Origin of the sequence: Dyella sp. M7H15-1 (assembly GCF_004114615.1) — a bacterium.
In the GTDB taxonomy this organism is placed as follows: Bacteria; Pseudomonadota; Gammaproteobacteria; order Xanthomonadales; family Rhodanobacteraceae; genus Dyella_B.
The window spans coordinates 1,364,770-1,391,534 of sequence record NZ_CP035300.1; the positions used below are offsets into that span (position 1 = coordinate 1,364,770).

The 26,765-nt window shown below is 57.9% G+C and carries 28 protein-coding genes, 1 tRNA gene and 1 pseudogene; 6 read left to right on the forward strand and 24 right to left on the reverse strand.

Annotation, left to right across the window (positions count from 1 at the left end; translation table 11 throughout):
• Nucleotides 1-7: 7 nt before the first annotated feature.
• The 4 genes from EO087_RS06490 to EO087_RS06505 form a co-directional block, all read right to left on the reverse strand.
• Nucleotides 8-1,768: a thiamine pyrophosphate-dependent enzyme gene (locus tag EO087_RS06490; RefSeq protein WP_128898158.1), complete on the reverse strand. Its 1,761-nt coding sequence runs from the start codon at nucleotides 1,766-1,768 to the stop codon at nucleotides 8-10.
• Between the two features lie 234 nt (nucleotides 1,769-2,002).
• Complete coding sequence (locus EO087_RS06495) at nucleotides 2,003-2,506, reverse strand: hypothetical protein (protein WP_128898159.1); 504 nt, start codon at nucleotides 2,504-2,506, stop codon at nucleotides 2,003-2,005.
• A 256-nt stretch (nucleotides 2,507-2,762) separates the two neighbouring features.
• Nucleotides 2,763-3,707 carry a hypothetical protein gene (locus EO087_RS06500; RefSeq protein WP_128898160.1) on the reverse strand — a complete coding sequence of 315 codons (945 nt, stop codon included), beginning with the start codon at nucleotides 3,705-3,707 and terminating at the stop codon, nucleotides 2,763-2,765.
• A gap of 43 nt (nucleotides 3,708-3,750) precedes the next feature.
• Nucleotides 3,751-4,365 carry a transposase gene (locus tag EO087_RS06505; protein ID WP_164931787.1) on the reverse strand — a complete coding sequence of 205 codons (615 nt, stop codon included), beginning with the start codon at nucleotides 4,363-4,365 and terminating at the stop codon, nucleotides 3,751-3,753.
• Nucleotides 4,366-4,421: 56 nt separating this feature from the next.
• On the opposite strand from EO087_RS06505, the gene EO087_RS06510 reads away from it, so the two are divergent.
• Complete coding sequence (locus tag EO087_RS06510; RefSeq protein ID WP_128898162.1) at nucleotides 4,422-4,604, forward strand: hypothetical protein; 183 nt, start codon at nucleotides 4,422-4,424, stop codon at nucleotides 4,602-4,604.
• 144 nt (nucleotides 4,605-4,748) lie between these two features.
• Here EO087_RS06510 and EO087_RS06515 read toward each other — a convergent pair whose 3' ends face one another.
• Nucleotides 4,749-5,600, reverse strand: coding sequence for a hypothetical protein (locus tag EO087_RS06515; protein ID WP_128898163.1), 852 nt, complete (start codon nucleotides 5,598-5,600; stop codon nucleotides 4,749-4,751).
• Between the two features lie 343 nt (nucleotides 5,601-5,943).
• Here EO087_RS06515 and EO087_RS06520 point away from each other — a divergent pair, with 343 nt between their 5' ends.
• Complete coding sequence (locus EO087_RS06520) at nucleotides 5,944-7,014, forward strand: hypothetical protein (RefSeq protein ID WP_128898164.1); 1,071 nt, start codon at nucleotides 5,944-5,946, stop codon at nucleotides 7,012-7,014.
• Nucleotides 7,015-7,133: 119 nt separating this feature from the next.
• Here the strand turns inward: EO087_RS06520 and hisIE are convergent, their stop codons facing one another.
• From hisIE to rlmE, 14 genes and pseudogenes are all read right to left on the reverse strand, one after another.
• The gene (gene hisIE, locus EO087_RS06525; RefSeq protein WP_128898165.1) at nucleotides 7,134-7,766 is read right to left on the reverse strand and encodes a bifunctional phosphoribosyl-AMP cyclohydrolase/phosphoribosyl-ATP diphosphatase HisIE; all 633 of its coding nucleotides are present in this window, start codon (nucleotides 7,764-7,766) and stop codon (nucleotides 7,134-7,136) included.
• Complete coding sequence (gene hisF, locus EO087_RS06530) at nucleotides 7,759-8,550, reverse strand: imidazole glycerol phosphate synthase subunit HisF (RefSeq protein ID WP_128898166.1); 792 nt, start codon at nucleotides 8,548-8,550, stop codon at nucleotides 7,759-7,761. Before hisF ends, hisIE begins: the two co-directional genes overlap by 8 nt.
• The gene (hisA, locus tag EO087_RS06535; RefSeq protein WP_128898167.1) at nucleotides 8,544-9,272 is read right to left on the reverse strand and encodes a 1-(5-phosphoribosyl)-5-[(5-phosphoribosylamino)methylideneamino]imidazole-4-carboxamide isomerase; all 729 of its coding nucleotides are present in this window, start codon (nucleotides 9,270-9,272) and stop codon (nucleotides 8,544-8,546) included. Before hisA ends, hisF begins: the two co-directional genes overlap by 7 nt.
• Nucleotides 9,273-9,365: 93 nt before the next feature.
• Entirely contained in the window at nucleotides 9,366-9,956 is a 591-nt protein-coding gene (gene hisH, locus EO087_RS06540; RefSeq protein WP_128898168.1) for an imidazole glycerol phosphate synthase subunit HisH, read from the reverse strand.
• The gene (gene hisB / locus EO087_RS06545; protein ID WP_128898169.1) at nucleotides 9,956-11,020 is read right to left on the reverse strand and encodes a bifunctional histidinol-phosphatase/imidazoleglycerol-phosphate dehydratase HisB; all 1,065 of its coding nucleotides are present in this window, start codon (nucleotides 11,018-11,020) and stop codon (nucleotides 9,956-9,958) included. The genes hisH and hisB overlap by 1 nt, the downstream gene beginning before the upstream one ends.
• Complete coding sequence (gene hisC, locus EO087_RS06550) at nucleotides 11,017-12,078, reverse strand: histidinol-phosphate transaminase (protein WP_128898170.1); 1,062 nt, start codon at nucleotides 12,076-12,078, stop codon at nucleotides 11,017-11,019. The genes hisB and hisC overlap by 4 nt, the downstream gene beginning before the upstream one ends.
• Nucleotides 12,075-13,382, reverse strand: coding sequence for a histidinol dehydrogenase (gene hisD / locus EO087_RS06555; RefSeq protein ID WP_128898171.1), 1,308 nt, complete (start codon nucleotides 13,380-13,382; stop codon nucleotides 12,075-12,077). The genes hisC and hisD overlap by 4 nt, the downstream gene beginning before the upstream one ends.
• A 12-nt stretch (nucleotides 13,383-13,394) precedes the next feature.
• Nucleotides 13,395-14,288 (reverse strand): ATP phosphoribosyltransferase, encoded by an 894-nt coding sequence (hisG, locus tag EO087_RS06560; RefSeq protein ID WP_128898172.1) that lies wholly within the window; start codon nucleotides 14,286-14,288, stop codon nucleotides 13,395-13,397.
• The gene (locus EO087_RS06565) at nucleotides 14,285-14,620 is read right to left on the reverse strand and encodes a YerC/YecD family TrpR-related protein (protein ID WP_128898173.1); all 336 of its coding nucleotides are present in this window, start codon (nucleotides 14,618-14,620) and stop codon (nucleotides 14,285-14,287) included. The genes hisG and EO087_RS06565 overlap by 4 nt, the downstream gene beginning before the upstream one ends.
• Nucleotides 14,621-14,811: 191 nt before the next feature.
• Nucleotides 14,812-15,686 (reverse strand): annotated as a pseudogene (locus EO087_RS06570) (DUF4158 domain-containing protein); the annotation flags it as partial.
• 3 nt (nucleotides 15,687-15,689) lie between these two features.
• Nucleotides 15,690-16,109 carry a putative toxin-antitoxin system toxin component, PIN family gene (locus EO087_RS06575; RefSeq protein WP_128898174.1) on the reverse strand — a complete coding sequence of 140 codons (420 nt, stop codon included), beginning with the start codon at nucleotides 16,107-16,109 and terminating at the stop codon, nucleotides 15,690-15,692.
• Nucleotides 16,109-16,348, reverse strand: a complete 240-nt coding sequence (locus EO087_RS06580; RefSeq protein WP_128898175.1) for a ribbon-helix-helix domain-containing protein — start codon at nucleotides 16,346-16,348, stop codon at nucleotides 16,109-16,111. The genes EO087_RS06575 and EO087_RS06580 overlap by 1 nt, the downstream gene beginning before the upstream one ends.
• Before the next feature lie 445 nt (nucleotides 16,349-16,793).
• Entirely contained in the window at nucleotides 16,794-18,734 is a 1,941-nt protein-coding gene (gene ftsH / locus EO087_RS06585; RefSeq protein ID WP_164931788.1) for an ATP-dependent zinc metalloprotease FtsH, read from the reverse strand.
• Complete coding sequence (gene rlmE, locus EO087_RS06590; protein ID WP_128898176.1) at nucleotides 18,731-19,381, reverse strand: 23S rRNA (uridine(2552)-2'-O)-methyltransferase RlmE; 651 nt, start codon at nucleotides 19,379-19,381, stop codon at nucleotides 18,731-18,733. The genes ftsH and rlmE overlap by 4 nt, the downstream gene beginning before the upstream one ends.
• 78 nt (nucleotides 19,382-19,459) lie before the next feature.
• Here rlmE and yhbY point away from each other — a divergent pair, with 78 nt between their 5' ends.
• Nucleotides 19,460-19,756, forward strand: coding sequence for a ribosome assembly RNA-binding protein YhbY (gene yhbY, locus EO087_RS06595; RefSeq protein WP_128898177.1), 297 nt, complete (start codon nucleotides 19,460-19,462; stop codon nucleotides 19,754-19,756).
• 9 nt (nucleotides 19,757-19,765) lie between these two features.
• Nucleotides 19,766-20,137: an Mth938-like domain-containing protein gene (locus EO087_RS06600; protein WP_128898178.1), complete on the forward strand. Its 372-nt coding sequence runs from the start codon at nucleotides 19,766-19,768 to the stop codon at nucleotides 20,135-20,137.
• A gap of 189 nt (nucleotides 20,138-20,326) precedes the next feature.
• Here the strand turns inward: EO087_RS06600 and EO087_RS06605 are convergent, their stop codons facing one another.
• Both EO087_RS06605 and EO087_RS06610 read right to left on the reverse strand, forming a co-directional pair.
• A complete protein-coding gene (locus tag EO087_RS06605) occupies nucleotides 20,327-20,791 on the reverse strand; it encodes a DUF1249 domain-containing protein (protein WP_128898179.1) in 465 nt (154 codons plus the stop codon).
• 23 nt (nucleotides 20,792-20,814) lie between these two features.
• On the reverse strand, nucleotides 20,815-21,630 hold the full coding sequence (locus EO087_RS06610) for a pyruvate, water dikinase regulatory protein (RefSeq protein ID WP_128898180.1): 816 nt from the start codon (nucleotides 21,628-21,630) through the stop codon (nucleotides 20,815-20,817).
• A 227-nt stretch (nucleotides 21,631-21,857) separates the two neighbouring features.
• Between EO087_RS06610 and ppsA the strand changes: the two genes are divergently transcribed.
• Nucleotides 21,858-24,230, forward strand: a complete 2,373-nt coding sequence (gene ppsA, locus EO087_RS06615) for a phosphoenolpyruvate synthase (protein ID WP_128898181.1) — start codon at nucleotides 21,858-21,860, stop codon at nucleotides 24,228-24,230.
• A 240-nt stretch (nucleotides 24,231-24,470) separates the two neighbouring features.
• Here ppsA and EO087_RS06620 read toward each other — a convergent pair.
• Nucleotides 24,471-24,560, reverse strand: a tRNA-Ser gene (locus EO087_RS06620).
• Nucleotides 24,561-24,844: 284 nt separating this feature from the next.
• On the opposite strand from EO087_RS06620, the gene EO087_RS06625 reads away from it, so the two are divergent.
• Entirely contained in the window at nucleotides 24,845-25,546 is a 702-nt protein-coding gene (locus EO087_RS06625; RefSeq protein WP_128898182.1) for a protein phosphatase 2C domain-containing protein, read from the forward strand.
• 15 nt (nucleotides 25,547-25,561) lie between these two features.
• Here EO087_RS06625 and dnaQ read toward each other — a convergent pair whose 3' ends face one another.
• Both dnaQ and rnhA read right to left on the reverse strand, forming a co-directional pair.
• Entirely contained in the window at nucleotides 25,562-26,278 is a 717-nt protein-coding gene (gene dnaQ, locus EO087_RS06630; protein WP_128898183.1) for a DNA polymerase III subunit epsilon, read from the reverse strand.
• The gene (gene rnhA / locus EO087_RS06635) at nucleotides 26,275-26,730 is read right to left on the reverse strand and encodes a ribonuclease HI (RefSeq protein WP_128898184.1); all 456 of its coding nucleotides are present in this window, start codon (nucleotides 26,728-26,730) and stop codon (nucleotides 26,275-26,277) included. The genes dnaQ and rnhA overlap by 4 nt, the downstream gene beginning before the upstream one ends.
• Nucleotides 26,731-26,765 lie beyond the last annotated feature (35 nt).

Genomic DNA, 26,765 nt, shown 5'->3' on the forward strand with positions numbered 1-26,765 from the left:
GCACGCTTTATTCGCTGCCGAGGCGACGCATCTGGCCTGGCAGATCCTTTTCGGGGATAACAATTTCAACCAGAACGGGTTTGTTTTTGATTCCCGCAATGCGGGGCAACTCGGATTTGAGCTGATCTACCGTCTCCACCCGAATGCCTTCCGCGCCGAAAGCCTTCGCCAACGCCACGTAATCCCATTTGGGCAGGATGTCGAAGGTATCGAATGGATGCTTCGAACCAGGCTCGAAGGCAGCCATGTCCACGTATACCTGTTCAATGGCGTATACCTGATTGCTCATTACAAAAATGACGGCGTTTAGCTGATTGCGCGCCAGTGTGGACAACGATTGACAGACCATCATGAAGCCGCCGTCGCCGGCTACCGTCCACGCGCGTTTGCGGCTGCCCAACTGCGCACCAGAGGCGGCGCCGGTTTCGAAACCGATGCATTGCCATGCCGCCGAAGCGATGAAACTTCCCTGCGACAACCCATAACAGTTCGTGGCAGCATACATTGCCGAACTGACGCCATACGTCATCACGATGTCTTTCAGCAGGTTCGCATCCTGCAGAAATTTCATGGTGTGCTCGAAAAATCGGTTGTAGGTGATCACCTGTGGCTGGGTATCGTAGATCGGATCGGAATTGCTCGCCCACGGTTGTGGATATTTCGGTGGGAGTGGTGCTGTAGCCTTGATCGGATAGCCCTTGCTCGCCTTGAATTTGACCAGCAGGGCTTGCATGAAATCCTGCAAGGTCACATCGCCATATTTGAAATAGCCCGCACGGACCCCGGCAGTATCGGCCAACACCATGTCTGCGTATTTGGTTTCAATGAGCGCCAGATAGTCATCGGTGATGATAGTGCCAAGGGCCAATACGCAGTCGGACGCCTCCACGATGTTGCGCACCGATTCGATCGATGCCGCGTCGGAATAGGTGCCAATGAACTTGTCACCCTGCTCGTCCAGCACGGTTTTGCCGAGCGAAGTGGTGGTGTAGAGAAACCCGCTGGCGTCAATGATCGCCTGCAGCAATTCAGACAGGCCGAAGCGCAAGACTTCCACACCAGCGAGTATCAGCGGATTTTTGGCTACCGAAATCTGCGTCCAGGCCTGATCCACCGCGTTACGCAACGTTGCTTCCGGACTGCGAACGATGCGCGGTTTAAGCGGCGCCGCCGACGGGCGTGGACATGGCTGCCCCCATACTTCCTTGTAACAGGCGATATACACGGGGCGCCGGTCGGTAAGCGCATCGACCAGTAACTCGTCGATCTGCCCTGGGGCATCGACATTGCTGCGGAGCGTGATAGCTTTAACGGTGACGTTCTCGTAAACCTTCCGGTCCGCATCCAGATCGCCGGTGGAGTGGTGGAACAGCACGTCATACATGTCAGTGATGTCGCGCATATCCGCGCCCGGCGTGGCGCTGATCATTACTATCGGACTGCGCTCGACCCAGGCGCCGGCAATGGCATTGAGCGCACTGAAGGTGCTCACGCCAAATTGCAGCGATACCGCCGCGAGTCCTCGACAGCGCGCGTAAGCATCGGCGGCGTAAGCGGCATCCAATTCGTTGATCGCGCCAATCGTGTTGATGCCATCAAAATGCTCCAGGGCCTGGGTAAATTCCTTCACATAATCGCCAGGAATCTGGAAGATATCGGTAACGTCAAGCTGCTTGAGCCGGGTCAGCAGATAATCGGCAACCGTAAAATCGGCAATCGCGGACGGAGCCGAGGCGAACAGCTCCCTTTTCGAGATGATGCGCGTCATGGCGACTCCCATGATCCGCGTATGCCGCCAACGTCAAAACCGCGTGTATTGAACGCCATCGCATCACTCCTTTAATGAATGGATTTACTTGATAATTTGATAAGCGTTTCCAGATCCTTCCACGGCACCACCTTTTCCATCTGCTCAAGAAATATCTCTTCCGCGCCTGGCGTTTTTGCTTGAAGTTCGCTGCGGCAAAGCACCTAAGCACAAGAGCGATCGCTTCACGCACTTCTACTGTCTAAGCCAGTCACCATCCGGCCCCAGGCGCCAGTCCGCCTCCTGCACCTGCCGTCCATGAGAAGGACCATTCAAGCTTTCGTCGATCCGAATGATTTTATCAATAGATACAGTCGTATCCGCATTGTAAATGGTGTTGCGAAGTACGACGGTTCGACTCGTCCAATCGATGCTTTTCAACTGGCCTTGCTCAGCCGTTTCATTGTTGGAGCCTCCGAATTTCCCCCAGATCATAAGGTACTTACCTATGGCAATGCGCTTGAGTTGATCATCCATCGTTTCGGGTAACACGGACTCGTATTCCACATGACCCCAGCCTTCCTTAATGTCATCAATTTCATCAAGCGAATACAACTGCAACCCGCCACCGCCTGCGTCCAAAAACAAATCGTCAGAGTCGAAATTGATAAACCTACCCTGTACTACCGCCCCATCGGTCGTCCAAACCGTCAGGGAGTCACCCCTCTCAATGCTCTTCAATACTTCACGCTTGTCCATATCATGACTCCTTCGCTGAGGTAGTTGAAAACGCAACACGAGAAGTTGCCTTAAGTTTATTTCCTGAAATATCGAAAACCTACGTATACACCCTAAGCAGTGAAAGCCGTGTATGCACCCATGATTCCAAGGCATCAGTGATGTAAGCGCTAACTCAACGGCGTTATAGAAGCAGCCCCCTTCCACCACCACACTGTCCCCACATTCAGCACGGCGGAGGCGGCCATGGCCAAGCAGGGAAAAGGACGCCGATGGCTTACCGCTTACCGCGAGATTCCGCAAAAGGCTTACGATGAAGGCCATGGGCGATGGCCTCCGGATCGAAATGATCGAAGTCTACGTGGTGCATCCTCTCCAACTTCTGTTTAATTAATCCTAAAAACTCAGGATCATTGAGGGCATCCGCATATACGGTAATCTCTTTAAATACCGATGTCGCCCCTGAACAGTACACACTCTCATTATCCGAATAGAATTGGCTAATATCTGATTTTTCCACTACCGAACCGTCCATTAGCGGGTCAATCAGAAGTTCCTCGTCCACACCAGCTATTGTCATCTTTATAGAACCAACTACGTGATCACCACCCGCTCCATGATTATCTAATATAGTTATACGTATGTTTGCATCATCAATTTCATGTTTCGTGAAGCCATTATTCATAAGATGTTTCTCAAAAGCCAATCGAAACATGACAGTAGCCATCAAGGCCTTCTCGAAACAGTTTCCGGCGTTTGATTTCAATGAAAGCATAATGAGTTCAGCTAAATTTTTAATAAATTTATTTCTTGCAACTTCATACTCAGTCCGATCAATATGGTCGCTTCTTATTATCTTTCTCCATTCACTTGATTTGACAGGAGCAGCCTTGCGATTACGCCCTATTAACTCACCATGAACATCAAGTCGATCCACTATGACCCTCGTTTCTTCATCAGTTTTTTTTCTCACTTCTTCATATACATGACGCTTATCAAAACAACCATACGCAAAAATTTTATTAATATCAATAAACTCTCTTGTGGAAGATACTGGGATCATAAGATGAATCAATTCGGAGCACCCTTTAGCAAGATTGTTAACGGCGACTTTAATGGGTGAATTCACCTCCGTTTTGACGTTACTGTTTTCAACAGGATGAATTTTAGAAGAGTAGCCACCATAGGCGCCTAGAGATGCTATGGGTCTGCTATTATCCATTAAATAATCCTTAAATTAATTGACGATTAATCGATATCTACGCTTATCTGGCGCCTGATTCCGTGACCCCTCCTCGGCACGATTCCGCTTGGCCGTCCAAGGAGGCGAACAGCGCGATGATGATGCCGCACTCGGCAATCCGATGCCAGAAAAAGTTGAGCGCCATACATCGCGCGTGCAGGGTCAGTTGTGCTGCCACACGCAACATCTCCTGCATCACGGTCTTCAAACGCCGCCGCTTGGCCGGATGACGCAGTAGCGCCTCCTTGCCAAGCAGCGCTTGCTGGCCGATCAGGCGCAGGATGTTGTAGGCCACCGCCGCCAGGCCCAACACCAAGGTGTGGGTGTTGAATTTGCCGCTCGGCAGCCGCTCCAGGTCCAGATCGCTCTTGAACTCGCTGTGGAACTGCTCATGGGTGCCATGATCCTGGTACAGCGTGATCACTGTGTCGATCGGTTCGGTAAGAGTCGTTTCCCAACCGTCAATCACCACTTCGGGAAACAATGGCACGGTGCCGTCGGCTTTGATCGTGCGCTCGGTCAGGCGCAGAATGCGCCGCAGACGCACTTCACGGCCATCGGCCAAGGTGAGCGTGCGCCCCCGGGTTTCCCAGGTGGTGATGCGCTTGCCGTCGCGTGGCGATACCCACGCCCACACCCTCCTTCTTACTGTCGGAGTTGTCCAGGCAGAACACATCCAGATCGAGCGGCACGATGCAACGCAATACCCACGAAGGCCAAGCCAGACATCGCGGTCAGGTCGCGGGTGGATTGACGAACAACGAAGGGCGTGGAATGCATGAAAGCGATCGTGTCGATGGCGGGTGCGTCAGCGTAATCGATCGCGGGCTGCCATGGGTGCGGCGTATCGAAGACGTCCACTCACCCGCCGGGTGAGTCAAAGATCACTCGCAAACCCAGACGCCATGCGAACTATGCGTTAGGAGGTCACGGAATCAGGTGATACATAGCAGCGCTGGCTTACCGCTTACACACGCCGCTCGATGCAGTGGGCTGAACTTCGGAACGAATCAGGAAGAGCTAACGATGAAGGCCATGGGCGATGGCCTCCGGATCGAAATGATCGAAGTCTACGTGGTGCATCCTCTCCAACTTCTGTTTAATTAATCCTAAAAACTCAGGATCATTGAGGGCATCCGCATATACGGTAATCTCTTTAAATACCGATGTCGCCCCTGAACAGTACACACTCTCATTATCCGAATAGAATTGGCTAATATCTGATTTTTCCACTACCGAACCGTCCATTAGCGGGTCAATCAGAAGCTCCTCGTCCACACCAGCTATTGTCATCTTTACAGAACCAACTACGTGATCACCACCTATTTCATTATTGTATAATATATTTATACGTATGTTTGCATCATCAATTTCATGTTTTTGGAAGCCCTTATTCATGAGATATTTCTCAAAAGCCAATCGAAACATGACAGTAGCCACCAGGGCCTTCTCGGAACAGTTTCCGGCGTTTGATTTCAATGAAAGCATAATGAGCTCAGCCAACCAAGACCAATCAATAGCGAAAGGAGCAGCCTCGCGATTACGCTTTATTAATTCATTGTGAACAATATGTCGATCCAATATGACCATCGCTTCTTCACTAGTCATTTTTTTTGTTTTTATATCTCCATTTGAGCATTCCACAAATTGATCAAAATCAAAAAAAAATTTATTAATGTCAATTACCTCCCTTGTGGAAGATACCGGGATCATAAGGTGGGTCAATTCGGAACAATCTTTAGCAAGATTGTTAATGGCGACTTTAATGGGTGAATTCACCTTCGTTTTGACGCTTCTATTTTCAACAGGATGAATTGTAGAAGAGTAGCCACCATAGACGCCTAGAGATGCTATGGGTCTGTTATTATCCACTAAATAATCCTTAAATTAATTGACGACTAATCGATATCATACGAAATATTGTTAACTAGCTAAAATATACGGCATGGCGACAAAATAAAAATAAGGTGAACGCCTGATGTTCTCCGAACGTCTATCGCTATTCAATTGTGCCTACCGGTTTCAAGGCAGCGGCAACGTGGCGCACATAAGTTCCACCTGAAGACTCATCGCTTAACCATCACTCTGGCCAACCTACGCCAGTCGGCTCGAATCAGCCGATCCATCGGTATGAGTATCGCCACAAATCTGTTACTGCATGCCGGCGAAACACTGACCTATTCGACTCATTCAACTACAACTAGAAGAAGTACCTATGCGTTTGCAAATGTCGCGTCGTGATTTCCTGAGTAACACTGTCAAGGCCTTGGGTGTGGCCGCCACGATCGGCTTGCCGGCAAGCGCATCGCGAGTCCTTGCTGGCACGCCGCCCAACACTGCATCGAGCGTTGCATGGATGCAGAACAATCTTGCTCTACTCGGCTCGCGTACGTTGCGGGAAATATGCATACCCGGCACGCATGATGCCGGCATGAGCGCCTTCAATTCGGGCACCGCTTTTGCCCACCCCTGCAACACGATCACCCAAACCAACGCCATACTCAGCCAGTTGCAAAATGGTTCGCGTTACTTCGATATCCGCCCGGTGATCAGTGCTGGCAAGTACGTCACGGGCCATTACTCCTATATCGCGCAAATCAATTCCTGGCAAGGCGGCAACGGGCAGTCGATCCAGTCCATCATCGATGACATCAACGCGTTTACGGCTAGCAACAACGAGCTAGTTGTGCTTAACCTGTCACACGATCTCGATACTGATCTTGGCAACAGCTCCTACGCGCCCCTCACGCAGGCGCAGTGGGACAGCCTGCTGCAAATGCTGCAGCAGGGCCTGAATCACCTTTATACGGGTGCGCCCATCGGCGCCGACCTGACAGCGCTGACCCTCAACACCTATATTGGCAACAACTCACCAGCGGTCGTGGTGGTGGTCGATGCTTCCGCCAGCGGCTTCACTCTGGGCCGTTTTGCCGGGCAGGGCTTTTATCTGCCGCAGAACTTCCCTGTCTATAACCAGTATTCCGAAATCAATAACCTCGACAGCATGATCAGCGATCAGCTATCGAAAATGGTCACGCAACGTTCCAACCCGGAAGCATCGTATTTCGTGTTGTCATGGACACTCACCCAGGATGGTGGCCAAGCGATCTTCTGCGAAATAGGTGCCGATAGCATCCTTAAACTGGCCAATAAAGCCAACGCCCAACTGGCTGCGCAGCTCTTGCCCGCATGCAGCGCACAGACCTTTCCCAACATCATCTATATCGACAATCTCACTTCCAACCTGGATGTGGTGTCGCTGGCCATGCAGATCAACAACCTCTGAAATATTACGGCGCACCATTCACTGAAATCGCCGCCCGGCTCCGCGCCACCACCGAGATTTCCAATACCTTGCAGTTCGGCACACCGACCGGACTGACCGCCTGTCAGACGCGGAAAGTGCTACCTGTGGCGCTCTACCAACACTCGCGTCACATCCGTCAGTCCATAACCACGCGCCCGCAACAACACAGTGAGATGAAAAATCAAATCCGCCGCTTCGCCAAGTAACTCCTCTTCTCCCTGCGCCACGGCGGCGAGCGCTGTCTCCATGCCTTCTTCGCCTACCTTCTGCGCAATCCGACGAGTCCCTTCTTCGAACAAGCGTGTGGTGTAGCTGCCTTCGGGCAACAGCGTTTTGCGCTTTTCAACCAGCGTATCGAGCTCGGCAAGAAAACCCAGTGGCGGCTGCACCGTATCGCCGAAGCAACTGCGGGTGCCCAGGTGACAGGTAGGCCCTTGCGGATCGACTAGCACGAGCAAGGTGTCCGCATCACAATCCACACGGATCGCTTTCACCACCAGCACATGCCCGGAGCTTTCACCCTTCATCCACAAGCGCTGTTTGCTGCGGCTGTAGAACGTTACCTTGCCGGTTGCCTGGGTCTGCGTCAGCGCCTCGGCATTCATGTAGCCGAGCATCAGCACTTCGCCCGTCAGCCAGTGCTGCACGATCGCTGGCAACAGATCGTCCGGCTTGGACCAGCCCAATCGACTGAGGTCGGTCCGACTCACTTGTGTTGCTGCACTATTCATGATGGGAAATCTCCTGCAAGCGCACCACCACACCTTGCTGCCGGAGGTAATGCTTCAGATCAGGCACCGCGATGGCGCCACTGTGAAAGACGCTAGCGGCCAGTGCACCATCTACATCAGCCTGTGCGAAGGCGTCGCGAAAATGCTCCATGGCGCCGGCACCACCTGAAGCAATCAGCGGCACGCTGCATACAGCGCGCGCCATCGTGAGCTGATCCAGATCATAGCCTTTGCGCACGCCATCGCTATCCATGCCATTGAGCACGATTTCACCCGCACCACGCTTTTGCACCTCGATCATCCAGTCGATGGTACGCCGGGACAACGAACGTGTTTTCGATGGTTCGCCGGTGTACTGGCGCACGCGCCACTCGCCATCGGCATCACGCATCGAATCGATGCCGACCACCACGCATTGCACACCAAATGCTGCCGCCAGTTCATCGATCAGCTCCGGACACTCCAACGCCGGCGAGTTCACCGAAATTTTGTCGGCACCAGCGTGAAGCACCTCACGTGCTTCATCAACCGAGCGAATACCACCCGCGACGCAGAACGGAATATCGATCACCCGCGCGACACGCTCGACCCAGGTGCGGTCCACGCTGCGTCCTTCCGGACTGGCGGTGATGTCGTAGAACACCAGCTCATCGGCACCTTCGTCACGATAACGCAGAGCCAGGTCCATGATCTCGCCCATTACCACATGGTTACGAAAGCGCACGCCCTTCACCACTTTGCCTTCGCGCACGTCCAAGCAGGGAATGATGCGGCGACTCAACATGCCAGCGCATCCTGCAGCGTAAAACGTCCTTCCAGCAAGGCGCGACCAAGAATGACACCGCGTGCGCCAGCCACCGCCGCGGCGCGGATATCGTCCAGCGAACGCACGCCACCGGAAGCCTGCACGGCCAGTTGCGGCACCACTTGTGCAAGATGTCGGTACAAATCCAGATTGAAGCCGGCCAGCATGCCGTCGCGCTCGATATCCGTGCACAGCAAGTGACGCGCTCCGCGCTCGGCATACCAGGGAGCCAGTTCGTCCAATGTACGGGCCTCTTCCTCCATCCAGCCAGCGCTGGGCAAGGTCCAACGCTCGTCGCGCCGACGCGTGTCGAGTGCAATGGTGAAACGCTCGGCGCCGTGATTGCCCAGCCAATCAGCGACCCATTCCGGCTCGCGAATCGCCACACTACCAACCACCACGCGCGTCACGCCCGCCGAGAACAGTCGGCGCACATCATCTTCCGTACGCACACCGCCGCCAGCCTGGACTTGCATGCCGGCTTTCGCCAGGGTCTCGATCACGGCGAGGTTGGAAAGATCGCCAGCACGTGCGCCGTCGAGATCAACTACATGTAACCAGCGTGCACCCGCCGTTGCATAGCGTGCTGCCACCTCGCGCGGATCGCTGGCGTAGCGGGTTTCCTGCGCGTAGTCGCCCTGCTTGAGGCGAACCACCTGGCCGCCACGCAGGTCGATGGCAGGCATCACTTCAAAGCTCATGCTTGTTCATTCCAGCCGCATCGAAGGCACTGGATCCCCGCTTTCGCTGGGATGACGGCGAGGCTATGTCAAGCCGATAACCTTGCATCATGATCAGAGATCCAAAAAATTCTTCAGCAACTTCGCGCCAACCTGCGCCGAACGCTCCGGATGAAACTGCATGCCATGGAAATTACCGCGCGCAATGACGGCGGAAAATTCATCACCGTATTCGCTGCTCGCCAGCGTGTAATCACCCTTGGGCACGGCATAACTGTGCACGAAATACGCCCAGTCGCCATCTTCCAGCTCTTTCAGCAAGGGATGCCGCACGATGGACACAAGGCGGTTCCAGCCCATATGCGGCACGCATCGGCCAGGTGCTTCTTCAAAACGACGAACCTGCGCAGGAATCACGCCCAGGCAATCCGTATCGCCCTCGGCGGAATGCTCACATAACAATTGCATGCCCAGGCATACGCCCAGCACCGGTTGGGTGAGTGAGCGAATCACGTCCACCAGCCCCAACTCGCGCAGCCTCGCCATGCCGGGCGCGGCTGCGCCGACACCCGGCAAAATGACCTTGTCGGCCGCACGAATCTGTCCGGCGTCGGCGGTAAGCGCCGTATCGACACCCAGGCGCTGCAAGGCATAACGCACCGAGCCGATATTGGTGCCACCGGCATCGACCAGCACCACGCTCATTACAAGGCTCCTTTCGTGCTTGGCAGCTCATTGCCTTCGCGGCGAATGGCCTGACGCAACACCCGGGCGGTGACTTTGAAACAGGCTTCGACCATGTGATGCGCGTTTTCGCCCTTCACCGCAAGGTGCAAGTTGGCGCCCAGCGTGTCGCACAGCGAACGGAAGAAATGCGGCACTAGTTCCGTCGGGATATCACCGACACGCTCGCGCGGAAACTGGCCTTCGAACACGAAATAGGGTCGGCCGGAAAGATCCAACGCCGCGCTGGCCTGCGATTCGTCCATCGGTAAGGTAAAGCCATAACGGGCGATGCCACGCTTGTCACCCAAGGCTTGACGCAGGGCCTGACCCAGCGCCAGCGCGCAATCCTCGATGGTGTGGTGTTCATCGACCCGGGTATCGCCATCGCACTCGACGCGCAGCGCGAAACCACCATGCTTGCCAATCTGCTCCAGCATGTGATCGAAAAAACCCAGTCCGGTGTGTGCAACCGGATCGGCTACGCGATCCAGATCCACGCGAACGTTGATGCGCGTTTCCTTGGTATTGCGCACGACTTCGGCCACGCGCGGCCGATCCAGCAATTGATGGGCGATATCCTCCCAAGCGATACCGTCAGGACCGACGCGAAAACCGCGCACCCCCATATTGGCCGCAAATTGCAGGTCGGTCTCACGATCGCCCACCATGGCCGAATCGGCACGCATCCAGCCATCGTCCGCCAGGTACTGACGCATCATGCCAATGCCGGGCTTGCGCGTATCCAGTTCTTCATGCGGAAAGCTGCGATCGATCAGCACTTCGCGAAAGCGAATGCCTTGCGAGGACAGAATGCGCATCAGCAAATTGTGCGGGCCATCGAAATGCGCTTCCGGAAAGCGCTCCGTGCCCAAGCCATCCTGATTGGTGACCATCACCAGTTCATAACCCGCGCCGACGATGCGTTGCAGCGCGGCGATCACTCCGGGCAGCAGATCGAGCTTTTCGTAACTGTCGATCTGCTCGTCGACAGGTTCGTGGATAAGGCAACCGTCGCGGTCGACAAACAAAATCTTGCGGCTCATGCCCTGCCCTCGTTCAGCACGGCAAGCACCTGTGCATTTTCTTTCGGTGTTCCGATGGTGATGCGCAGCGCGTTCTGTAAATGGGGATAACGCCGAATGTCGCGCACCACAATTTCTGCTTGCAGCAAACGCTGATAAACCGTTCCCGCGTCATCAAAACGCACCGCGAGAAAGTTGGCATCCGATGGCAGCACTTCAAGCACACCCGGAAGCTGACCCAAAGCTGCCTGCATCAGTGCGCGCTGCTCGCGCACGATGGCGATATGTTCACGCGCCTCGGCTTGCCCCGAAGGCGATAACTCCGCCATGGCGGCTGCCACGCAAGGCAAGGGCAAGGGATACGGCGGCATGATCCGGCGGACCAGCGCAATCACCTGCGGATTCGCCAGCAAACTACCGATACGCGCACCGGCAAGCGCCCAGGCTTTGGACAAAGTGCGCAACACCGCCAGATGTTCATAACGATCGATCAGGTCCGCAACGCTACCCTGAGTGGAAAATTCCACATAGGCTTCATCCACCACCAGCAAAGCCTTGCCGGCCAGTGTCTGCGCTACTCGCTCGATCTCCTCGTGGGCAATCGATTGGCCGCTCGGATTGTTCGGCGTGCACAGGAACACCAGTTTGACAGCCGGCGTGACCGCCGCCAGCAAAGCAGGTGCGTCCAGGCTGAAATCTCCGGCTAGCGGCACTTCGATAATCGCTGCATTTTGAATGCGCGCACTGACCGCATACATGCCGAACGTCGGCGGCTGGATCAGGACGGCGTCTTCGCCGGCCTGACAGAACGCACGCACCAGCAAATCGATCGCTTCATCACTGCCACGGCCGACAAATAGCTGCTCTTCCCTCACGCCATAAAGTGCCGCCAACGTCTGCAGCAACGCCGCTGGCTGCGGCTCGGGATAACGATGGCAGCCAAGCCCACCGTCGCCATGGGGCGCCCACGCCGATTCATTGGCATTGAGCATGATCTGGCCACCGCCCGCTTCCATGCGTGCCGAAGAGTACGGTTGCAGTGTGCGGATTTCCGGCCGTGCAAGATCGAGCACGCTCATACGTGCATACCCAGCGAAGCCAGACGCAGCGTGACGGCACGACGATGTGCTTCAAGCTGCTCGGCGGCCGCCAGCGTGGCCGTACATGGGCCGATCGCGCGCAGGCCACTGGGATCCAGTTCCTGCACGGTGATCTGTTTCTGATAGCTAGCCACCGACACGCCGCTATAGCTGCGCGCATAACCATACGTCGGCAGCACGTGATTGCTGCCACTGCAGTAATCGCCCACCGATTCCGGTGTCCAGGCGCCCACAAAAACCGAGCCGGCGCTTTCAACATCACCGAGCAGTTCGCGCGCCGCATTCACCTGCAGGATCAGATGCTCCGGCGCATAGCGATTGCTGACTTCCACGGCCTGCGCCAAAGACTTCACCTCGATCAGGCGGCTTTGCGACAAGGCCTGTTCCGCGATGGCGCTGCGCGGCAGCTCCGCGCATTGCCGATCCACTTCAACCGCCACCTTGTCGAGCAGCGTCGCCGAGGGGCTGACCAGAATCACCTGCGAATCCGGCCCGTGTTCTGCCTGCGACAGCAGATCCGCCGCGACAAACACCGGATTGGCATTGGCATCCGCAATCACCAGCACTTCCGAGGGGCCGGCAGGCATATCGATCGCCGCTCCTTCCGGATCCGCCGATACCTGCAGCTTGGCCTCGGTCACCCAGGCATTACCCGGGCCGAACAACTTGTCGCAACGCGGCACGCTTTCCGTGCCATACGCCATGGCAGCAATCGCCTGTGCGCCGCCAAGCTTGAAGACGCGGCGCACGCCAACAGTACGCGCTGCAAACAGCACGGTTTCGTCACAGCTGCCATCGGCACGCGCGGGCGAGCACAACACTACGTCGCGGCAACCAGCGATGCGTGCGGGCACACCCAACATCAAGGCGGTCGAAGGCAGTGGCGCGCTACCCGCAGGCACATACAGCCCCACGCGATTGATCGGGCGCAACATGCGCTCGACGCGTACGCCGACAGCCGTGTTCACGCTAACAGGCTGCGGAGCTCCGGCACGGTGAAAGGCTTCAATACGGCCGGCCGCTTCACGGATGGCGGCTTTGAGCTCCGGCGCCAGCTTCGCTTCCGCGGCGGCAAACTCCGCCTCATCCACTTCGATGGCATCCAGCGCACAGCGATCGTAGCGTGCGGACAGTTCACGCAGGGCTGCATCGCCGTTGCCGCGTACGGCAGCGATGATCTGCTCCACGCCATGCCTCAATGCATCCGCACGCGCTTGCGTGGGACGTGCCAATGCGGCACTGCGTTCTGTTTCGACCAGGGTATTCCAGTGGATTCGTTTCATGCCCAATCACGCTCAAGCAAGCATTTTTTCGACCGGCAGTACGAACATTTCGCGTGCACCCGCCCTCTTGATTTCTTCCAGTTGGCGCCAGCTTACTTCGCCGGCACACAGCGCCTGCAACATCAACTGATCGGGTTGGCCCGCCACCGGCAGCAAGGTTGGCTGCGGGCCGCCCGGGAGCAGCCGCGTGACGGCATCGAGCGACGTTCGCGAGGTTTGCAGCAACAGCAGGCGCGATTCACGCACCTGGATCACACCATCCAGGCGCTTAAGCAGCAGCTCGATCATATCGCCGCGTTCGTCGATCGGCAGTGCATTCGGCCCCGTCAGCACGGCCTCGCTTTGCAGCAGCACATCGGTTTCGCGCAACTGGTTGGCGACCAAGGTGCCACCGCTTTGCACCAGATCGCAGATAGCGTCGGCCGTGCCCAGCTTGGGCGCAATTTCCACTGAACCGGCGAGCGTAACGACCGCGGCATCCACGCCCTGCTCTTTCAGCCATTGATGAAGCAACCCGGGATACGACGTGGCAATGCGCTGGCCAGCCAGGTCCTGTGGCGTGCGATAGTCCATATCCTGCGGCACGGCGATGGAGAGGCGGCAGCGTCCAAAACCCAGCGGGCGCCATTCGGTCAATGCAGCGGCCCCGTTGCCCGCGGCACCTTTGAATTCACTCAGCACATTGCGGCCGACGATCCCCAGGTCGCACACGCCCTGGGCGATCAGGCCTGGAATATCGTCATCGCGAACCAGCAGCAGATCTACCGGCTCGCCTTCGCCGAAACAGAAGAGCTTGTCGCGGCTTTGGCGGAAAGTCAGGCCGCAACGATTGAGCAGCTCCAGCGCGGGCTCGGTCAGCCGGCCGGATTTTTGCATAGCGATGCGCAAACGATCTCTGGGTTTCATACCTTGGCCCTTTTCGCCGCCGCGCGACTGCGCGAGGCACGCGCGGCCGCAGCCAGATAACCGCCGGCGCCCTGATTCAGATAGCGCGCCACGCGGCCGATGGTGGTGATGCTGACCGCTGTGCGCTCATGAATTTCGCGGTAAGACACACCTTCCAGCAGATACGGCACCACACGCCAGCGATCCACCAACACTTCCAGTTCGGCGGGCGTACACAGGTCATTGAGGAAGGCATCCATTTCTTCTACGTTTTTCAGCGAGAGCAAAGCCCGGCACAAGCTGTCCTTGGCGGACTCGTCCGGGGTCTCTGGGTCGATCGATCGGCGCTTCATAATGTACTAATGCATTAATATAATGGAACGAATCATACGCGACGCTAATAGCTTCGGCAAGTTGATGGCTGCCAAATAATACCCTGGTAAAATTATTTGTGGCTTTCATCCCAATCGGGTCGGGCGCTAGGTTGCCCTAGCCGCCTCGGTTAGAGAACCCCAGTACCCACCAATCGTATATTTTCAGGACCCGCGGTGAGTAAACTGCTGCGCCGGCCTGGGTATCGTGATTTAACTTGGCTTGCATACCTTGTAACTCTGTCGTCAGGAAAGTGGTGTATCACGTGTTTTTTCTAGTGGCCGCAACTCGCCACGCGTAACAGCCTCCGGCACCGAGAACGAGTAGCGCCCGAGCATGTTGATGTGCTCGTGGCCGAAGGGCGACAGCCGCACCTCGTCCTCGGGACGCATCGACCCCTTGCGCAGCCGATCCAGCCAGGACTGCCGGCTGCCCTCGGCAGGCTTGAGCAGGTCCTCGAGGCACTGCCGCTGTTCGGCCGTCACGCCGCGCACGAGCAGACACCACAGGCGCGACTCCATGCGCGAGCGCACCTCGGCAATGAAGCGCTCCAGTACCGTGACGCCGGGCAGCAGCACCTTGTGGCCGACCAGCCAACCGTTGGCGTAATCGAACAGCACACTCGGCCGGTCGGTGCCTGTCCAGCACAACGCGCACAGCCAGCGGCCAAGGCGAAACTGCACGACGCTATCAGCAAACTCGCGATAGCCGTAGCGGGCGCGAATCTCGATGGTGTGCCGCCAGCGCTGTTCGCTCTCGCGGTAGGCCAGCACGCAGTCGGGGTCGGCGATGCCAAGCTGGGACGACAGCGCATGCAGTACCGCGCCGGGCACGGCGGCCGGGTCTTCCTGGAAGGTGCCGAGAAAGTGGGCCGTGGTCAGTTGCAGGACCATAACCCAGCCGATGGCTGTCGCGCCGCTTGGTGGCGATCCACTCACGGTCATCGTCGTCCGGGTGGAAGTAGCGCGCCAGTTCTTCGCTGGAAAGCGTGTCTGGATAGCGGCCGTAGCGTTCCCGTTGCGTGGTGGACAGGAAATTGACCGGCATGGCTCAAAGCGCCTCGGCGCAGAAGATGGCCGGCGTGACGATGTGCGTACGCCCAATGCGGCCGCGTTGCAGCAGCCCGGCGCGGCGGTCGCCTGTCACCAGGTAGTCGGCCTCGCCGCCCAAGGCCATTGCCAGTAGGAAAGCGTCGTTCGGATCGTTCGCCTCGATGCCATCCGACAGCGGCGGTAGTTGCGCCAGCACGATGGCGCGCTGCATGTTGTTGACCATCGTGCCGACGCGGTGTGCGGGCAGGATGGCCTTGAGCTTGGGGTAGCGGTTCACTCGCCGCAGCTCATCAAGTTGCGCCGCCGATGTCACCAGCTCGAAGCGCGTCGCGCGCCAGGCGCGATAAATCGCATCGGGTGGCCCGTGTGGCGAAATCAGTGCGCCGAGCAGCACGTTGGTGTCGAGGACGACGCGCATCAGTGCTCACGCGCCCACTGCACAGCCTCGTCAATGAGATCGGTCAGTTCGGTTTCGCTCATGCCGGCGGCGGCAGTCTTGGCCTGATCGACGGCGCGCTCCAGTAGGTAGGCGCGCACGGCTTCCTCGATGAAACGCGACAGGTCACCCTTGCGGCCGCCGCCCTGCGCGGCGATGAACATGCGCACGGACTGATCCACGTCCGGCGACACAGCGATGTTCCAGCGAACGGTGTTCATGATGATCTTCAGTCCAGCATTTGGATGTATAGGTGTTTACACACCTTATTGGCGCTCTTCGCAATAGTTCGATAAAGCCTTCGTTTTGTAAGACTTTAGTGAAGCGCCCGACCGGGGTGTCCTCTGGTCGTAGCGTTCCGTGCAAGTTTTGGGCTTTGGCCTTTATGGCTGTCTCACCCCGCTACGCCGCCTCTATCCGCTTCCTGTTCGTCGAACCAGCATGTTGCCTGCAGCTTCCTTCAGACGCCTCCTCGCGGAGAATTCCCTTGCTGTTCGGCTAGACCCTTCCCCTTGCCGGGTGGGTTCCGGACTTTCACCGATTAGTCGTTTCTCTCGCCACCACAGCGAGACAGACAGCGCCAGGCACGGCGCTACGCGCCGTGCCTGGCGCACAATAAAAAGGCCGCCCACAAAGGACGGCCTTGTATGCACTAATAGGGATCACTCAGATCCGACTCTGCGTGGCCGGATCCCCAACCTTCGCCCCGGCATCGCCACGCGGTGGCGGCGGTGGCACGGACGAACCGGACGACGAGGAGGTCTTCGACCAGTCCGCCGGCGGACCCGGGACGCGGCCAGCCATGATATCGTCGATCTGGTGTGCATCGATGGTTTCGTACTGCAACAAGGCATCGGCCATCACGTGCAGTTTGTCGATGTTGTCGGTCAGGATCTGGGTGGTGCGGGCATAGGCGTGATCGAGAATGTCACGCACCACTTCATCGATTTTGCGTGCGGTTTCGTTGGAGACGTTCTTGTGCTGCGTGACCGAACGACCCAGGAAGACTTCGTCTTCCTCTTCGCCATAGGTCATCGGACCCAGCGCATCGGACAAACCCCACTTGGTGGCCATGTTGCGGGCCATTTTGGTAGCACGCTCGATGTCATTGGACGCACCGGTGGTGACCTTATCCGCGCCGAAGATCAGCTCTTCAGCCACACGACCACCGTACAGCGAGCAAAGCTGCGATTCGATCGCCACCTTGTTCATGCTGTACTTATCGCTTTCCGGCAGGTACATGGTGACGCCCAACGCGCGGCCACGCGGAATGATCGTGACCTTGTAGACCGGATCATGCTCGGGCACGACGCGACCGACAATGGCGTGGCCCGCTTCGTGATAGGCGGTGAGCTTCTTTTCGTCTTCGCTCATGGCCATCGAGCGGCGCTCAGTACCCATCAGGATCTTGTCGCGCGCCTTGTCCATGTGACTCATGCGCACTTCGCGAGCATTCTCGCGCGCGGCAAACAGCGCTGCTTCGTTGACGAGATTGGCGAGGTCCGCGCCGGAGAAGCCCGGTGTACCACGCGCGATCACCATCGCGTCCACGTCGCTGGCGGTGGGCACCTTGCGCAGGTGCACTTTGAGGATCTGCTCGCGGCCCTTCACGTCCGGCAGGCCAACCACCACCTGGCGGTCGAAACGGCCCGGACGCAGCAGCGCCGGATCCAGCACGTCAGGACGGTTGGTGGCCGCGATGACGATGATGCCCTCGGTACCTTCGAAACCATCCATCTCCACCAGCAATTGGTTGAGGGTCTGCTCGCGTTCGTCGTGACCACCGCCGAGACCGGCACCACGGTGACGGCCGACTGCGTCGATTTCATCGATGAAGATGATGCACGGTGCGTGTTTCTTCGCCTGATCGAACATGTCGCGTACACGCGATGCACCCACGCCGACGAACATTTCCACGAAGTCGGAACCGGAGATCGAGAAGAACGGCACCTTGGCCTCACCCGCAATCGCCTTGGCGAGCAGCGTTTTACCAGTACCGGGCGGGCCGACCATCAACACGCCACGCGGAATCTTGCCGCCCAGGCGCTGGAACTTGCCTGGGTCGCGCAAGAACTCGACCAGCTCGCCGACTTCTTCCTTTGCTTCGTCGCAGCCAGCGACGTCACTGAAATTAACCTTGACCTGATCCTCACCCTGCAGCTTGGCGCGCGAACGGCCGAAGCTCATCGCACCACGGCCACCGCCGCCCTGTTGCATCTGGCGCATGAACCAAATGAACACGCCGACGATCAGGATCACCGGCAGCCAGTTCACCAACAAGCCAATCAGAGAGAAGCCCGTGCCGGAATCCTGGGTGACGGTGACATTCTTATCCTGCATCTGCTTGATCACCGTATTGGTGGAAAAGCCGAGTACAGGGGCTACCGTGCGGTAGTTGCTGCCATCCTTCAGCTTGCCACTGATGGTGGCGGGGGTTTCGGCGCTGATCGTGGCGGTCGCGACATTGCCGCTATCCACGCTCTGCACGAAGCTGCTGTAAGCCAGATCCGAAGAGGCGCCACCGTGCGGGTTGAAACTCTGGAAGACGGTGATCAATACCACCGCAATCACCAGCCAGAGCAACAGGGTTTTCCATGTCTCGTTCATGCGTGGTTCTCGCCAGTTTGCCGCTCCGCCGGTTTGAACCCGGTAGCCAGCGCGTATACCTCACGCGAACGCGCGCGGGAGGCTTTAGGTTTACGCATACTTACGCGCGAAAAATCCGCGCGCAAGCTGCGCAGGTAATCATCAAAACCCGTTCCCTGGAACAGCTTGATTAGAAACGCTCCGCCCGGTTTGAGCCAGTGCCTGCTGAAATCAAGTGCCAGTTCGGCCAGATCCATGGCTCGGATCTGGTCGGCCAGTGCCACCCCACTCATATTGGGGGCCATGTCCGACAGCACAAGATCGAGCTTCTGCCCTTCCAGGTGGGACTCAAGTTCACGCAAGACACTTTCTTCACGAAAATCACCCTGCAGAAAATCCACCCCGGCAATCCCCTGCATAGGCAAGATATCCAGCGCCACCACGGCACCACTATCGCCCAAGCGCTGCCGGACTAGTTGCGACCAACCGCCGGGAGCTGCACCCAGATCAACCACCCGCATGCCTGACTTGAGCAGGTGATCGCGCTCGATCAGCTCTTCCAGTTTGAAAACGGCGCGCGAGCGCAGACCCTCAGCCTGGGCCTTCTTGACGTAGACATCGTCGAAATGCTCCCGCAGCCAGCGGGAACTACTCTTGCTGCGAGGCATGGTGGGGAATGGGCCGGGGACAGCGGGCGATCATGATACCCTGCGCGGTCATCCCGCCGCGAATCCCAAACTGAACACATGGCCATTTCCCCTTCACAGCGCCGCTACCTGCGCAGCTTTGCCCATGACCTCCATCCGGTGATCCTGCTGGGCGCCAAGGGTGCGACCGAAGCCGTGGTGAAAGAGCTCGATCTGGCGCTTTCGCACCATGAACTGGTCAAGGTGAAGTTGTCCGGCGGCGACAAAGAAGAGCGCGCGGCCCAGATCGATACGCTGATCCATGGCACCGGCGCGGAAAACGTGCAGCAAATTGGCCATATTGTGGTGCTGTTCCGGCGCAACGAAGACGATCCGCGTCTGGCCCTGCCCCGCTGAGGAATCACGATGGATCTGTCGCTGGATCGACCGGGCGATTTCCTGTTTGTACGTCGGGTCGCCCCTAACGCTATTACGGTGGTGGATCGCGAGCTCACCGCCAGCTTTCTGCTTGCACCGGAACGCGCCGTGGAACACTGGACTGTTACCAGCGCCCAAGCCCTGGACGAAAGCCATGTCGATGGCATCCTCGAACTGAAACCCGAAGTGGTGCTGCTCGGCACCGGCTTCCGCCAGCAGTTTCCGCCAGCCGCCTTCATGGCCGGCTTCCTGCGTCTGGGTATTGGTATCGAAGTGATGGACAACGCCGCCGCCGCGCGCACCTATGGCCTGCTCGCGGGCGAAGGGCGGCGAGTCGTCGCGGCCTTTATCTTGCCGTGACGGCCTGATTGGATCGCTCAAGCCCCTCCGGGGGGAGAGCCATCTTGCGAGAAGGCATGGATCATGTTGTTTGTGCGTGAACACGTCGCATGCGCCGCTGCCACGTCGCGGGTACCCCGTGAGGGCTGAATATTACGCAAGGGCACATGCGGGTTGCGTGTTAGGAGTTCTCTGAACCACCTGCCCGGCTTATTTCGGCACGCGTTCCAGCGTGCCGGCTGAATGCCTCTGCTCTCCCAAATACTCCAGCCAGCGAGCCAGGAAGCTGTTCATCTGCAAGCGGTGCTGGAACACGGTATGCGTAGGCGTGAACGGTCCCAGCACCTGCCACAAGTGACGCCCGGGATGGCAATGCAAGGCCTCTGCCACATGCGCGTCGGTGTAAACACGCAACTGGGCCGAGGGCGCGCGACGCCCGGTCTGGGCGTCGACAAATCCATAGGTAAGTTCCAGCTCCAGCGTGTACGGGTGGCATTCCTGCACCACCAGATGCACCGGCAAGCCATCGTCGACATCCGACACATAATCGCCCGGCTCCAGCTTCTGTGGCGCAAACAGGCGCGTCAGCCGATGGTAGTTTTCGGCATAGAGTCCCATCAGGAACTCGAAGCGTCCTGGCAGCAAGGCGGTACGGCGGTCGAGTACGACACTCATAAGGTTAAGGGTTTCTCCATCGCTCAGAACATGGTTTTTTCAATACCGAACTGATCGAAGATTTTGCTCGCAATCTCTTCGATCGATACATGTGTGGTATTGAGACAGGGAACCCCTGCCTGCCGCAACAGCCGGTCAGCCTGATCCAGCTCCCATTTGCATTGCTTCAGCGTGGCATAACGGCTGCCTGGGCGCCGTTGTTCGCGAATCTGCGCCAGGCGATTGGGCTCAATAGTCAGGCCGAACAAACGATTCTTGTACGCCCGCAGGCGGGACGGTAGTTCGAGCTTTTCCAGATCCTCGTCGGTCAGCGGGTAATTGGCGGCGCTCACCCCATAATGCAAAGCCATGTACAGGCAGGTGGGTGTCTTCCCCGAGCGTGACACCCCCACCAGGATCAAGTCGGCCTGGGCGTAATCCACGTCCATGCCATCGTCATGGCTCAAGGCGTAGTTGGTGGCGTTGATACGCGCTTCGTATTTGTCGAAATCCACCAGGCCGTGCGAACGGTTCACTGCACCGGAATGACGGGTGCCGAGCTCTTCTTCCAGCGGCCCGATAAACGGAGCGAACACGTCCAGCATCAACGCACCGCTGGTCGCGACGATGTCGCACAACGCTCGATCGGCCATGGTGTTGACCACGATCGGCCGATCTCCGCTCTGGGCATAGCGGGTCTTGATGCGCGTCGCTGCGGCTTCGGCTTTTTGCGAGTTATCGATAAACGGTAGGCGATGCTTTTCGAATTGCACCCCGTCGAACTGGGCAAGGATGCTGTTTCCGATCGTCTCGGCCGTAATACCAGTGGAATCGGAAATGAAAAAAACCGAACGTTGCATGCGTTTTCCATAGGCTGATGGGTTCCTGTCCTGCACCATATCGCAAGCAGTAATCCCTGTCTTTGCTTGACCAACGCCTGACTGGTATGCAGTTGGCGCGGCTACGGTTTGGAATGGTCTTCTTGTGCCACGCACCATCAGCAGCGGACAATACCAATCTTTCGCGGCACGGACTTCCCCCACACCGCCCCCAGCTTATTAATGACGAGCTCTTTGAGGAGACTCCCTTGAACGACCTGGTGCTTTGGCTCGACCAACTGCGCATGACTGATCTTGGCAAGGTCGGCGGCAAAAATGCGTCACTCGGCGAGATGATCGGTCATCTGGCCCAGCTCGGAGTCTCCGTGCCGGGCGGTTTTGCCACCACGGCAGACGCCTTCCAGCAGTATCTGGAAAAAAGCGGCCTATCCAAGCGCATCGCCGAACGGCTGGCCGCGCTGGATGTGGATGATGTGGACACCCTGGTCGCCGGCGGCAGGGAAATCCGTGGTTGGATCGTCGACACCGCCCTGCCCGTCGACCTCGAAAACGCCATCCGCGACGCCTATGTCAAGCTCTGCAAGGATACCGGCAGCGACAACATCGCCGTCGCCGTGCGCTCCTCCGCCACTGCTGAAGACCTGCCCGATGCTTCGTTCGCGGGCCAGCAGGAAACCTTCCTCAACGTGGTCGGCATCGACGAGGTGCTGCACAAGGTGAAGGAAGTATTCGCGTCGCTCTACAACGACCGCGCCATTGCCTATCGCGTGCACCAGGGTTTCAAGCACGAAGACGTGTTCCTCTCCGCCGGCGTGCAGTTGATGGTGCGCTCGGACGTGGGCGCTTCCGGCGTGTTGTTCACGCTCGATACCGAATCGGGCTTCCGCGATGTCGTGTTCGTCACCGGCAGCTATGGCCTGGGCGAAATGGTGGTGCAAGGCGCAGTGAACCCGGATGAGTTCTACGTATTCAAGCCCACGTTGAAAGAAGGCAAGCCAGCCGTACTGCGCCGCAGCCTCGGCGCCAAGCAGCAACGCATGGTTTATTCGAACAAACCGGACGAGCGCGTGCGCATCGAAGAAACGCCCACGGCTGACCGCAACCGTTTCTGCATCACCGATGCCGACGTGCAAGAACTGTCCAAGCAGGCGCTGGTGATCGAAAAGCATTATGGCCGCCCTATGGATGTCGAATGGGCGAAAGACGGCAACACCGGCAAGCTGTACATCGTGCAGGCCCGCCCGGAAACCGTGAAATCCCGCGCCCACGCCACCCAGTTGGAACGCTTCCATCTCAGCGAGCAAGGCAAGGTGCTGGCTGAAGGTCGCGCCATCGGCCAGAAAATCGGCGCCGGCAAGGCGCGCGTGATCCGCTCGCTCGCCGACATGAACAAGGTGCAGCCAGGCGATGTGCTCGTCGCTGACATGACCGACCCCGACTGGGAGCCGGTGATGAAGCGCGCCTCCGCCATCGTCACCAATCGCGGCGGCCGCACCTGCCACGCCGCGATCATCGCGCGCGAACTGGGCGTGCCCGCCGTAGTAGGCACGGGCAATGCGCTGGATACCATTCCGGATGGCCATGCGGTGACCGTGTCCTGTGCCGAGGGTGATACCGGCATGATCTACGAAGGCCAGCTCAAGTTCGATCGCGTCACGGCGGACCTCGGTGCCATGCCCGCAGCACCGCTGAAAATCATGATGAACGTAGCCAACCCGGAACGCGCCTTCGACTTCGGCATGCTGCCGAATGCCGGCATCGGTCTGGCCCGCCTGGAAATGATCATCGCCAGCCATATCGGCGTGCATCCGAAAGCACTGCTCGAATACAACAAGCAGGATGCCGAAATCAAAGCCAAGATCGACGCGCGCATCGCCGGCTATGCCGATCCGGTGAGCTTCTATGTCGATCGTCTGGTCGAAGGCATCGCCACTATTGCCGCTTCGGTGTATCCGAAACCGGTGATCGTGCGCCTGTCGGATTTTAAATCCAACGAGTACGCCAACCTGCTTGGCGGTTCGCGCTACGAGCCGCATGAAGAAAACCCGATGATCGGCTACCGTGGCGCCAGCCGCTACGTCGACGCCGGCTTTGCCGAATCCTTCGGCCTGGAATGCAAAGCCGTCAAGCACGTCCGCGAAGTGATGGGTCTCATCAATGTTTGGGTGATGATCCCGTTCGTGCGTACGCTGGACGAAGGCCGCAAGGTGGTCGAGGTGCTCGGCAAGAACGGTCTCAAGCAACGCGAGCACGACCTGAAGATCATCATGATGTGCGAGCTGCCGTCCAATGCTCTGCTGGCCGACGAATTCCTCGACATCTTCGACGGCTTCTCCATCGGCTCCAACGACCTCACCCAGCTCACCTTAGGGCTGGACCGCGATTCCAGCGTGGTCGCCCACCTGTTCGACGAACGCGATCCGGCGGTGAAGAAACTGCTGTCGTTGGCGATTCAAACCGCACGCAAGCGCGACAAATACGTCGGCATCTGCGGCCAGGGGCCCTCCGATCACCCGGATCTGGCCGAATGGCTGATGGACCAGGGCATCGAATCGGTGTCGCTGAATCCGGACACGGTGGTGGATACCTGGCTGCGGCTGGCCAAGAAAAAAGCCGGTTGATTCGCAAAGCGTTGATGACGGGGCGGTGGCAACACCGCCTCGTTGCGTATGTGATACTCGAACGATCAATTCCGTGTTTGCTTCATCTGGAAAGATGGCGCTGCTCACGACGTCGAAATCACCGACTACGATTGATGACCTTACAGTCAGATACAACAACGGCTGGCATACTCTTTGGCATACCAACCGTTACTGCCTGTTTAGAAGCCAAATGAAAACAGTGAATTGGCTCTATTTTTGTGGCGGAGAGGGTGGGATTCGAACCCACGGTACGCTTACACGTACGCCTGATTTCGAGTCAGGTACATTCGACCACTCTGCCACCTCTCCGGTAAGGTGCCCTTGGTTCGGCGCGAACCAAATATGGTACGTGCTTGTCGAGGGGCTGGCAACTGATTCGGCAAATCATAGCCGTTTGCCCGTCGCCCGGCGCGGGCCCACTGCTGTCTAGGGAAGATCACACTGATCAATGGAATGTCGCCTATACCAAACGTTTCGCAGCATCAGCGGATGCAGAGAATGGACCGGACAATCCCACCCATGCGAATTCACAGAATCTTTTGCGCCACGCATCCACATCCGGCATGCTGCGGCTATTCACGTAGCAGATTCACATGATCGAATTCGGACACGGAACCCACGTTGGATTGCGCCGTACGCGCAACGAAGACACCTATTACGCCGATGCCGCGCTAGGCCTCTTTTTGGTGGCCGACGGCATGGGTGGGCATCAACACGGCGAAGTAGCCTCTGCATTGGCGCGGGATGCCGTGGTGGAAGGTGTGCGGCATGGGCAATCGCTGGCCCAGGCCGTGCATAGCGCGGCCACGCAAGTGCTGGAACGCGCGCAGCGTTATGACGATGCGCTGCCGATGGGTAGCACCGTTGCAGCCATCCGTATTTCCGACCAGAGTTACGAAGTGGTCTGGGTGGGCGACAGCCGCATCTATCAATGGAAGAATGGGCTGCGTCAGATCAGCCACGACCACTCGCTGGTGCAGCGCCTGGTTGAGGCAGGGCTGATCGATGAATTGCAGGCCAGGCGGCATCCGCAACGCAATGTGCTAACCCAAGCGCTGGGCATTACCGCACTTGGACAACTACATATCAGCCTGGCGAAGGGCGAGCTTGCGCCCAGCATGAGCTTTCTGGTGTGCAGTGATGGGTTGACCGAGGAGGTGGACGACAACGCTATTGCTGGTGTGGTTGGGCGCCAGGACCTGGCCGCGCAGGAATGCATCGATCACTTGCTACTGGCCGCACTCGATCATGGCGGCAGCGACAACATCACGGCAATTCTGGCACGCGTTCGCTGACACGTGCCCGATCGTTCACGCTCCCATTTCCTGCTTGCGCCAAGCCGATTGCCCGCCTGCGCTCTTGTCCAATGCATCGAGACGCTGGGTATGCGCACCCAGCTCTTCTTCATTGGCTCGCAATACACGGGGACGCCGCGTCAGCACCAGCGGCGTAACGATCGCTTGTGCACCGGTTTCCTTGGTACTTTCGAATCCCAGGTCGAGCACGACTTGCCCAGACGTCATGGCCAGATAGACATCCGCCAGGAGCTGCACGTCGATCAAACCACCATGCAGGTCGCGTGCCGAGTTATCCACACCCAGTCGCTTACACAATGCATCGAGGCTGTTGCGCTGGCCGGGATAGCGTTCGCGCGCCATCGTCAGCGTATCCAGCACCGTACAATGATCCTTGATGCGGCCGTAGTGTTCGCCGGCACGCGCCAGCTCGGCATCGAGGAAGCCTACGTCGAAGGTGGCGTTATGGATGATCAGTTCGGCGCCATCGATAAACGCCAGGAACTCTTCCACAATGTCCGCAAAGCGCGGCTTGTCGAGCAAGAACTCGTCCGCAATACCTGTCACCTCACGCGCGGCTTCATCGATGGCGCGATCAGGATTGAGGTAAGTCTGGTAGTGATGACCCGAGAGCCTGCGCTCGATCATTTCAACGCAAGCAATTTCGATCAGGCGATGCCCCTGGCGTACTTCGAGGCCGGTGGTTTCGGTGTCGAGAACGATCTGCCTCATGTAAGGGGTGTTCCTATATCCTTGAATTGCTCTGCCTGCTCGCGCGCAGCCTGATCCACCCGTTCGTTTTCGACATGGCCAGTGTGTCCTTTCACCCATTGCCAGCGCACCTGATGCGGTGCCGCCGCTGCCGCAAGACGCTGCCAGAGATCCTGGTTCTTCACCGGCTTTTTGTCGGCGGTACGCCAGCCATTGCTGATCCAGCGCGGCACCCATTCTTCGATACCCTGCATGACGTAACGCGAGTCGGTGGTAACCGTGACCTGGCACGGGCGCTTGAGCGCTTCGAGTGCGCTGATCGCAGCAAGCAGTTCCATCCGGTTATTGGTGGTCTGCGCTTCACCACCGCTCAGTATCTTTTCTGTTCCCCTGGCTCTTAATAACGCAGCCCATCCACCCGGGCCGGGATTGCCAAGGCATGCGCCATCGGTAAACGCTTCCACATCCGCCACTCGTTCTGCTCCGACTTCTCTATGCGTGTATTTGT

Coding starts and splice junctions, on each gene's coding strand:
- EO087_RS06520 (WP_128898164.1), top strand. CDS start 5,944: ATGCGTTTGCAAATGTCGCGTCGTGATTTCCTGAGTAACACTGTCAAG.
- EO087_RS06575 (WP_128898174.1), bottom strand. CDS start 16,109: ATGCGCGTCGTCCTCGACACCAACGTGCTGCTCGGCGCACTGATTTCG.
- hisD (WP_128898171.1), bottom strand. CDS start 13,382: ATGAAACGAATCCACTGGAATACCCTGGTCGAAACAGAACGCAGTGCC.
- EO087_RS06490 (WP_128898158.1), bottom strand. CDS start 1,768: ATGACGCGCATCATCTCGAAAAGGGAGCTGTTCGCCTCGGCTCCGTCC.
- EO087_RS06605 (WP_128898179.1), bottom strand. CDS start 20,791: ATGAGTGTCGTACTCGACCGCCGTACCGCCTTGCTGCCAGGACGCTTC.
- yhbY (WP_128898177.1), top strand. CDS start 19,460: ATGGCCATTTCCCCTTCACAGCGCCGCTACCTGCGCAGCTTTGCCCAT.
- EO087_RS06500 (WP_128898160.1), bottom strand. CDS start 3,707: ATGGATAATAGCAGACCCATAGCATCTCTAGGCGCCTATGGTGGCTAC.
- EO087_RS06580 (WP_128898175.1), bottom strand. CDS start 16,348: ATGAACACCGTTCGCTGGAACATCGCTGTGTCGCCGGACGTGGATCAG.
- hisA (WP_128898167.1), bottom strand. CDS start 9,272: ATGAGCTTTGAAGTGATGCCTGCCATCGACCTGCGTGGCGGCCAGGTG.
- hisC (WP_128898170.1), bottom strand. CDS start 12,078: ATGAGCGTGCTCGATCTTGCACGGCCGGAAATCCGCACACTGCAACCG.
- dnaQ (WP_128898183.1), bottom strand. CDS start 26,278: ATGAGGCAGATCGTTCTCGACACCGAAACCACCGGCCTCGAAGTACGC.
- EO087_RS06495 (WP_128898159.1), bottom strand. CDS start 2,506: ATGGACAAGCGTGAAGTATTGAAGAGCATTGAGAGGGGTGACTCCCTG.
- EO087_RS06625 (WP_128898182.1), top strand. CDS start 24,845: ATGATCGAATTCGGACACGGAACCCACGTTGGATTGCGCCGTACGCGC.
- EO087_RS06565 (WP_128898173.1), bottom strand. CDS start 14,620: ATGAAGCGCCGATCGATCGACCCAGAGACCCCGGACGAGTCCGCCAAG.
- hisG (WP_128898172.1), bottom strand. CDS start 14,288: ATGAAACCCAGAGATCGTTTGCGCATCGCTATGCAAAAATCCGGCCGG.
- hisIE (WP_128898165.1), bottom strand. CDS start 7,766: ATGAATAGTGCAGCAACACAAGTGAGTCGGACCGACCTCAGTCGATTG.
- hisH (WP_128898168.1), bottom strand. CDS start 9,956: ATGAGCGTGGTGCTGGTCGATGCCGGTGGCACCAATATCGGCTCGGTG.
- ftsH (WP_164931788.1), bottom strand. CDS start 18,734: ATGAACGAGACATGGAAAACCCTGTTGCTCTGGCTGGTGATTGCGGTG.
- hisB (WP_128898169.1), bottom strand. CDS start 11,020: ATGAGCCGCAAGATTTTGTTTGTCGACCGCGACGGTTGCCTTATCCAC.
- EO087_RS06600 (WP_128898178.1), top strand. CDS start 19,766: ATGGATCTGTCGCTGGATCGACCGGGCGATTTCCTGTTTGTACGTCGG.
- EO087_RS06510 (WP_128898162.1), top strand. CDS start 4,422: ATGCAACGCAATACCCACGAAGGCCAAGCCAGACATCGCGGTCAGGTC.
- rlmE (WP_128898176.1), bottom strand. CDS start 19,381: ATGCCTCGCAGCAAGAGTAGTTCCCGCTGGCTGCGGGAGCATTTCGAC.
- EO087_RS06610 (WP_128898180.1), bottom strand. CDS start 21,630: ATGCAACGTTCGGTTTTTTTCATTTCCGATTCCACTGGTATTACGGCC.
- hisF (WP_128898166.1), bottom strand. CDS start 8,550: ATGTTGAGTCGCCGCATCATTCCCTGCTTGGACGTGCGCGAAGGCAAA.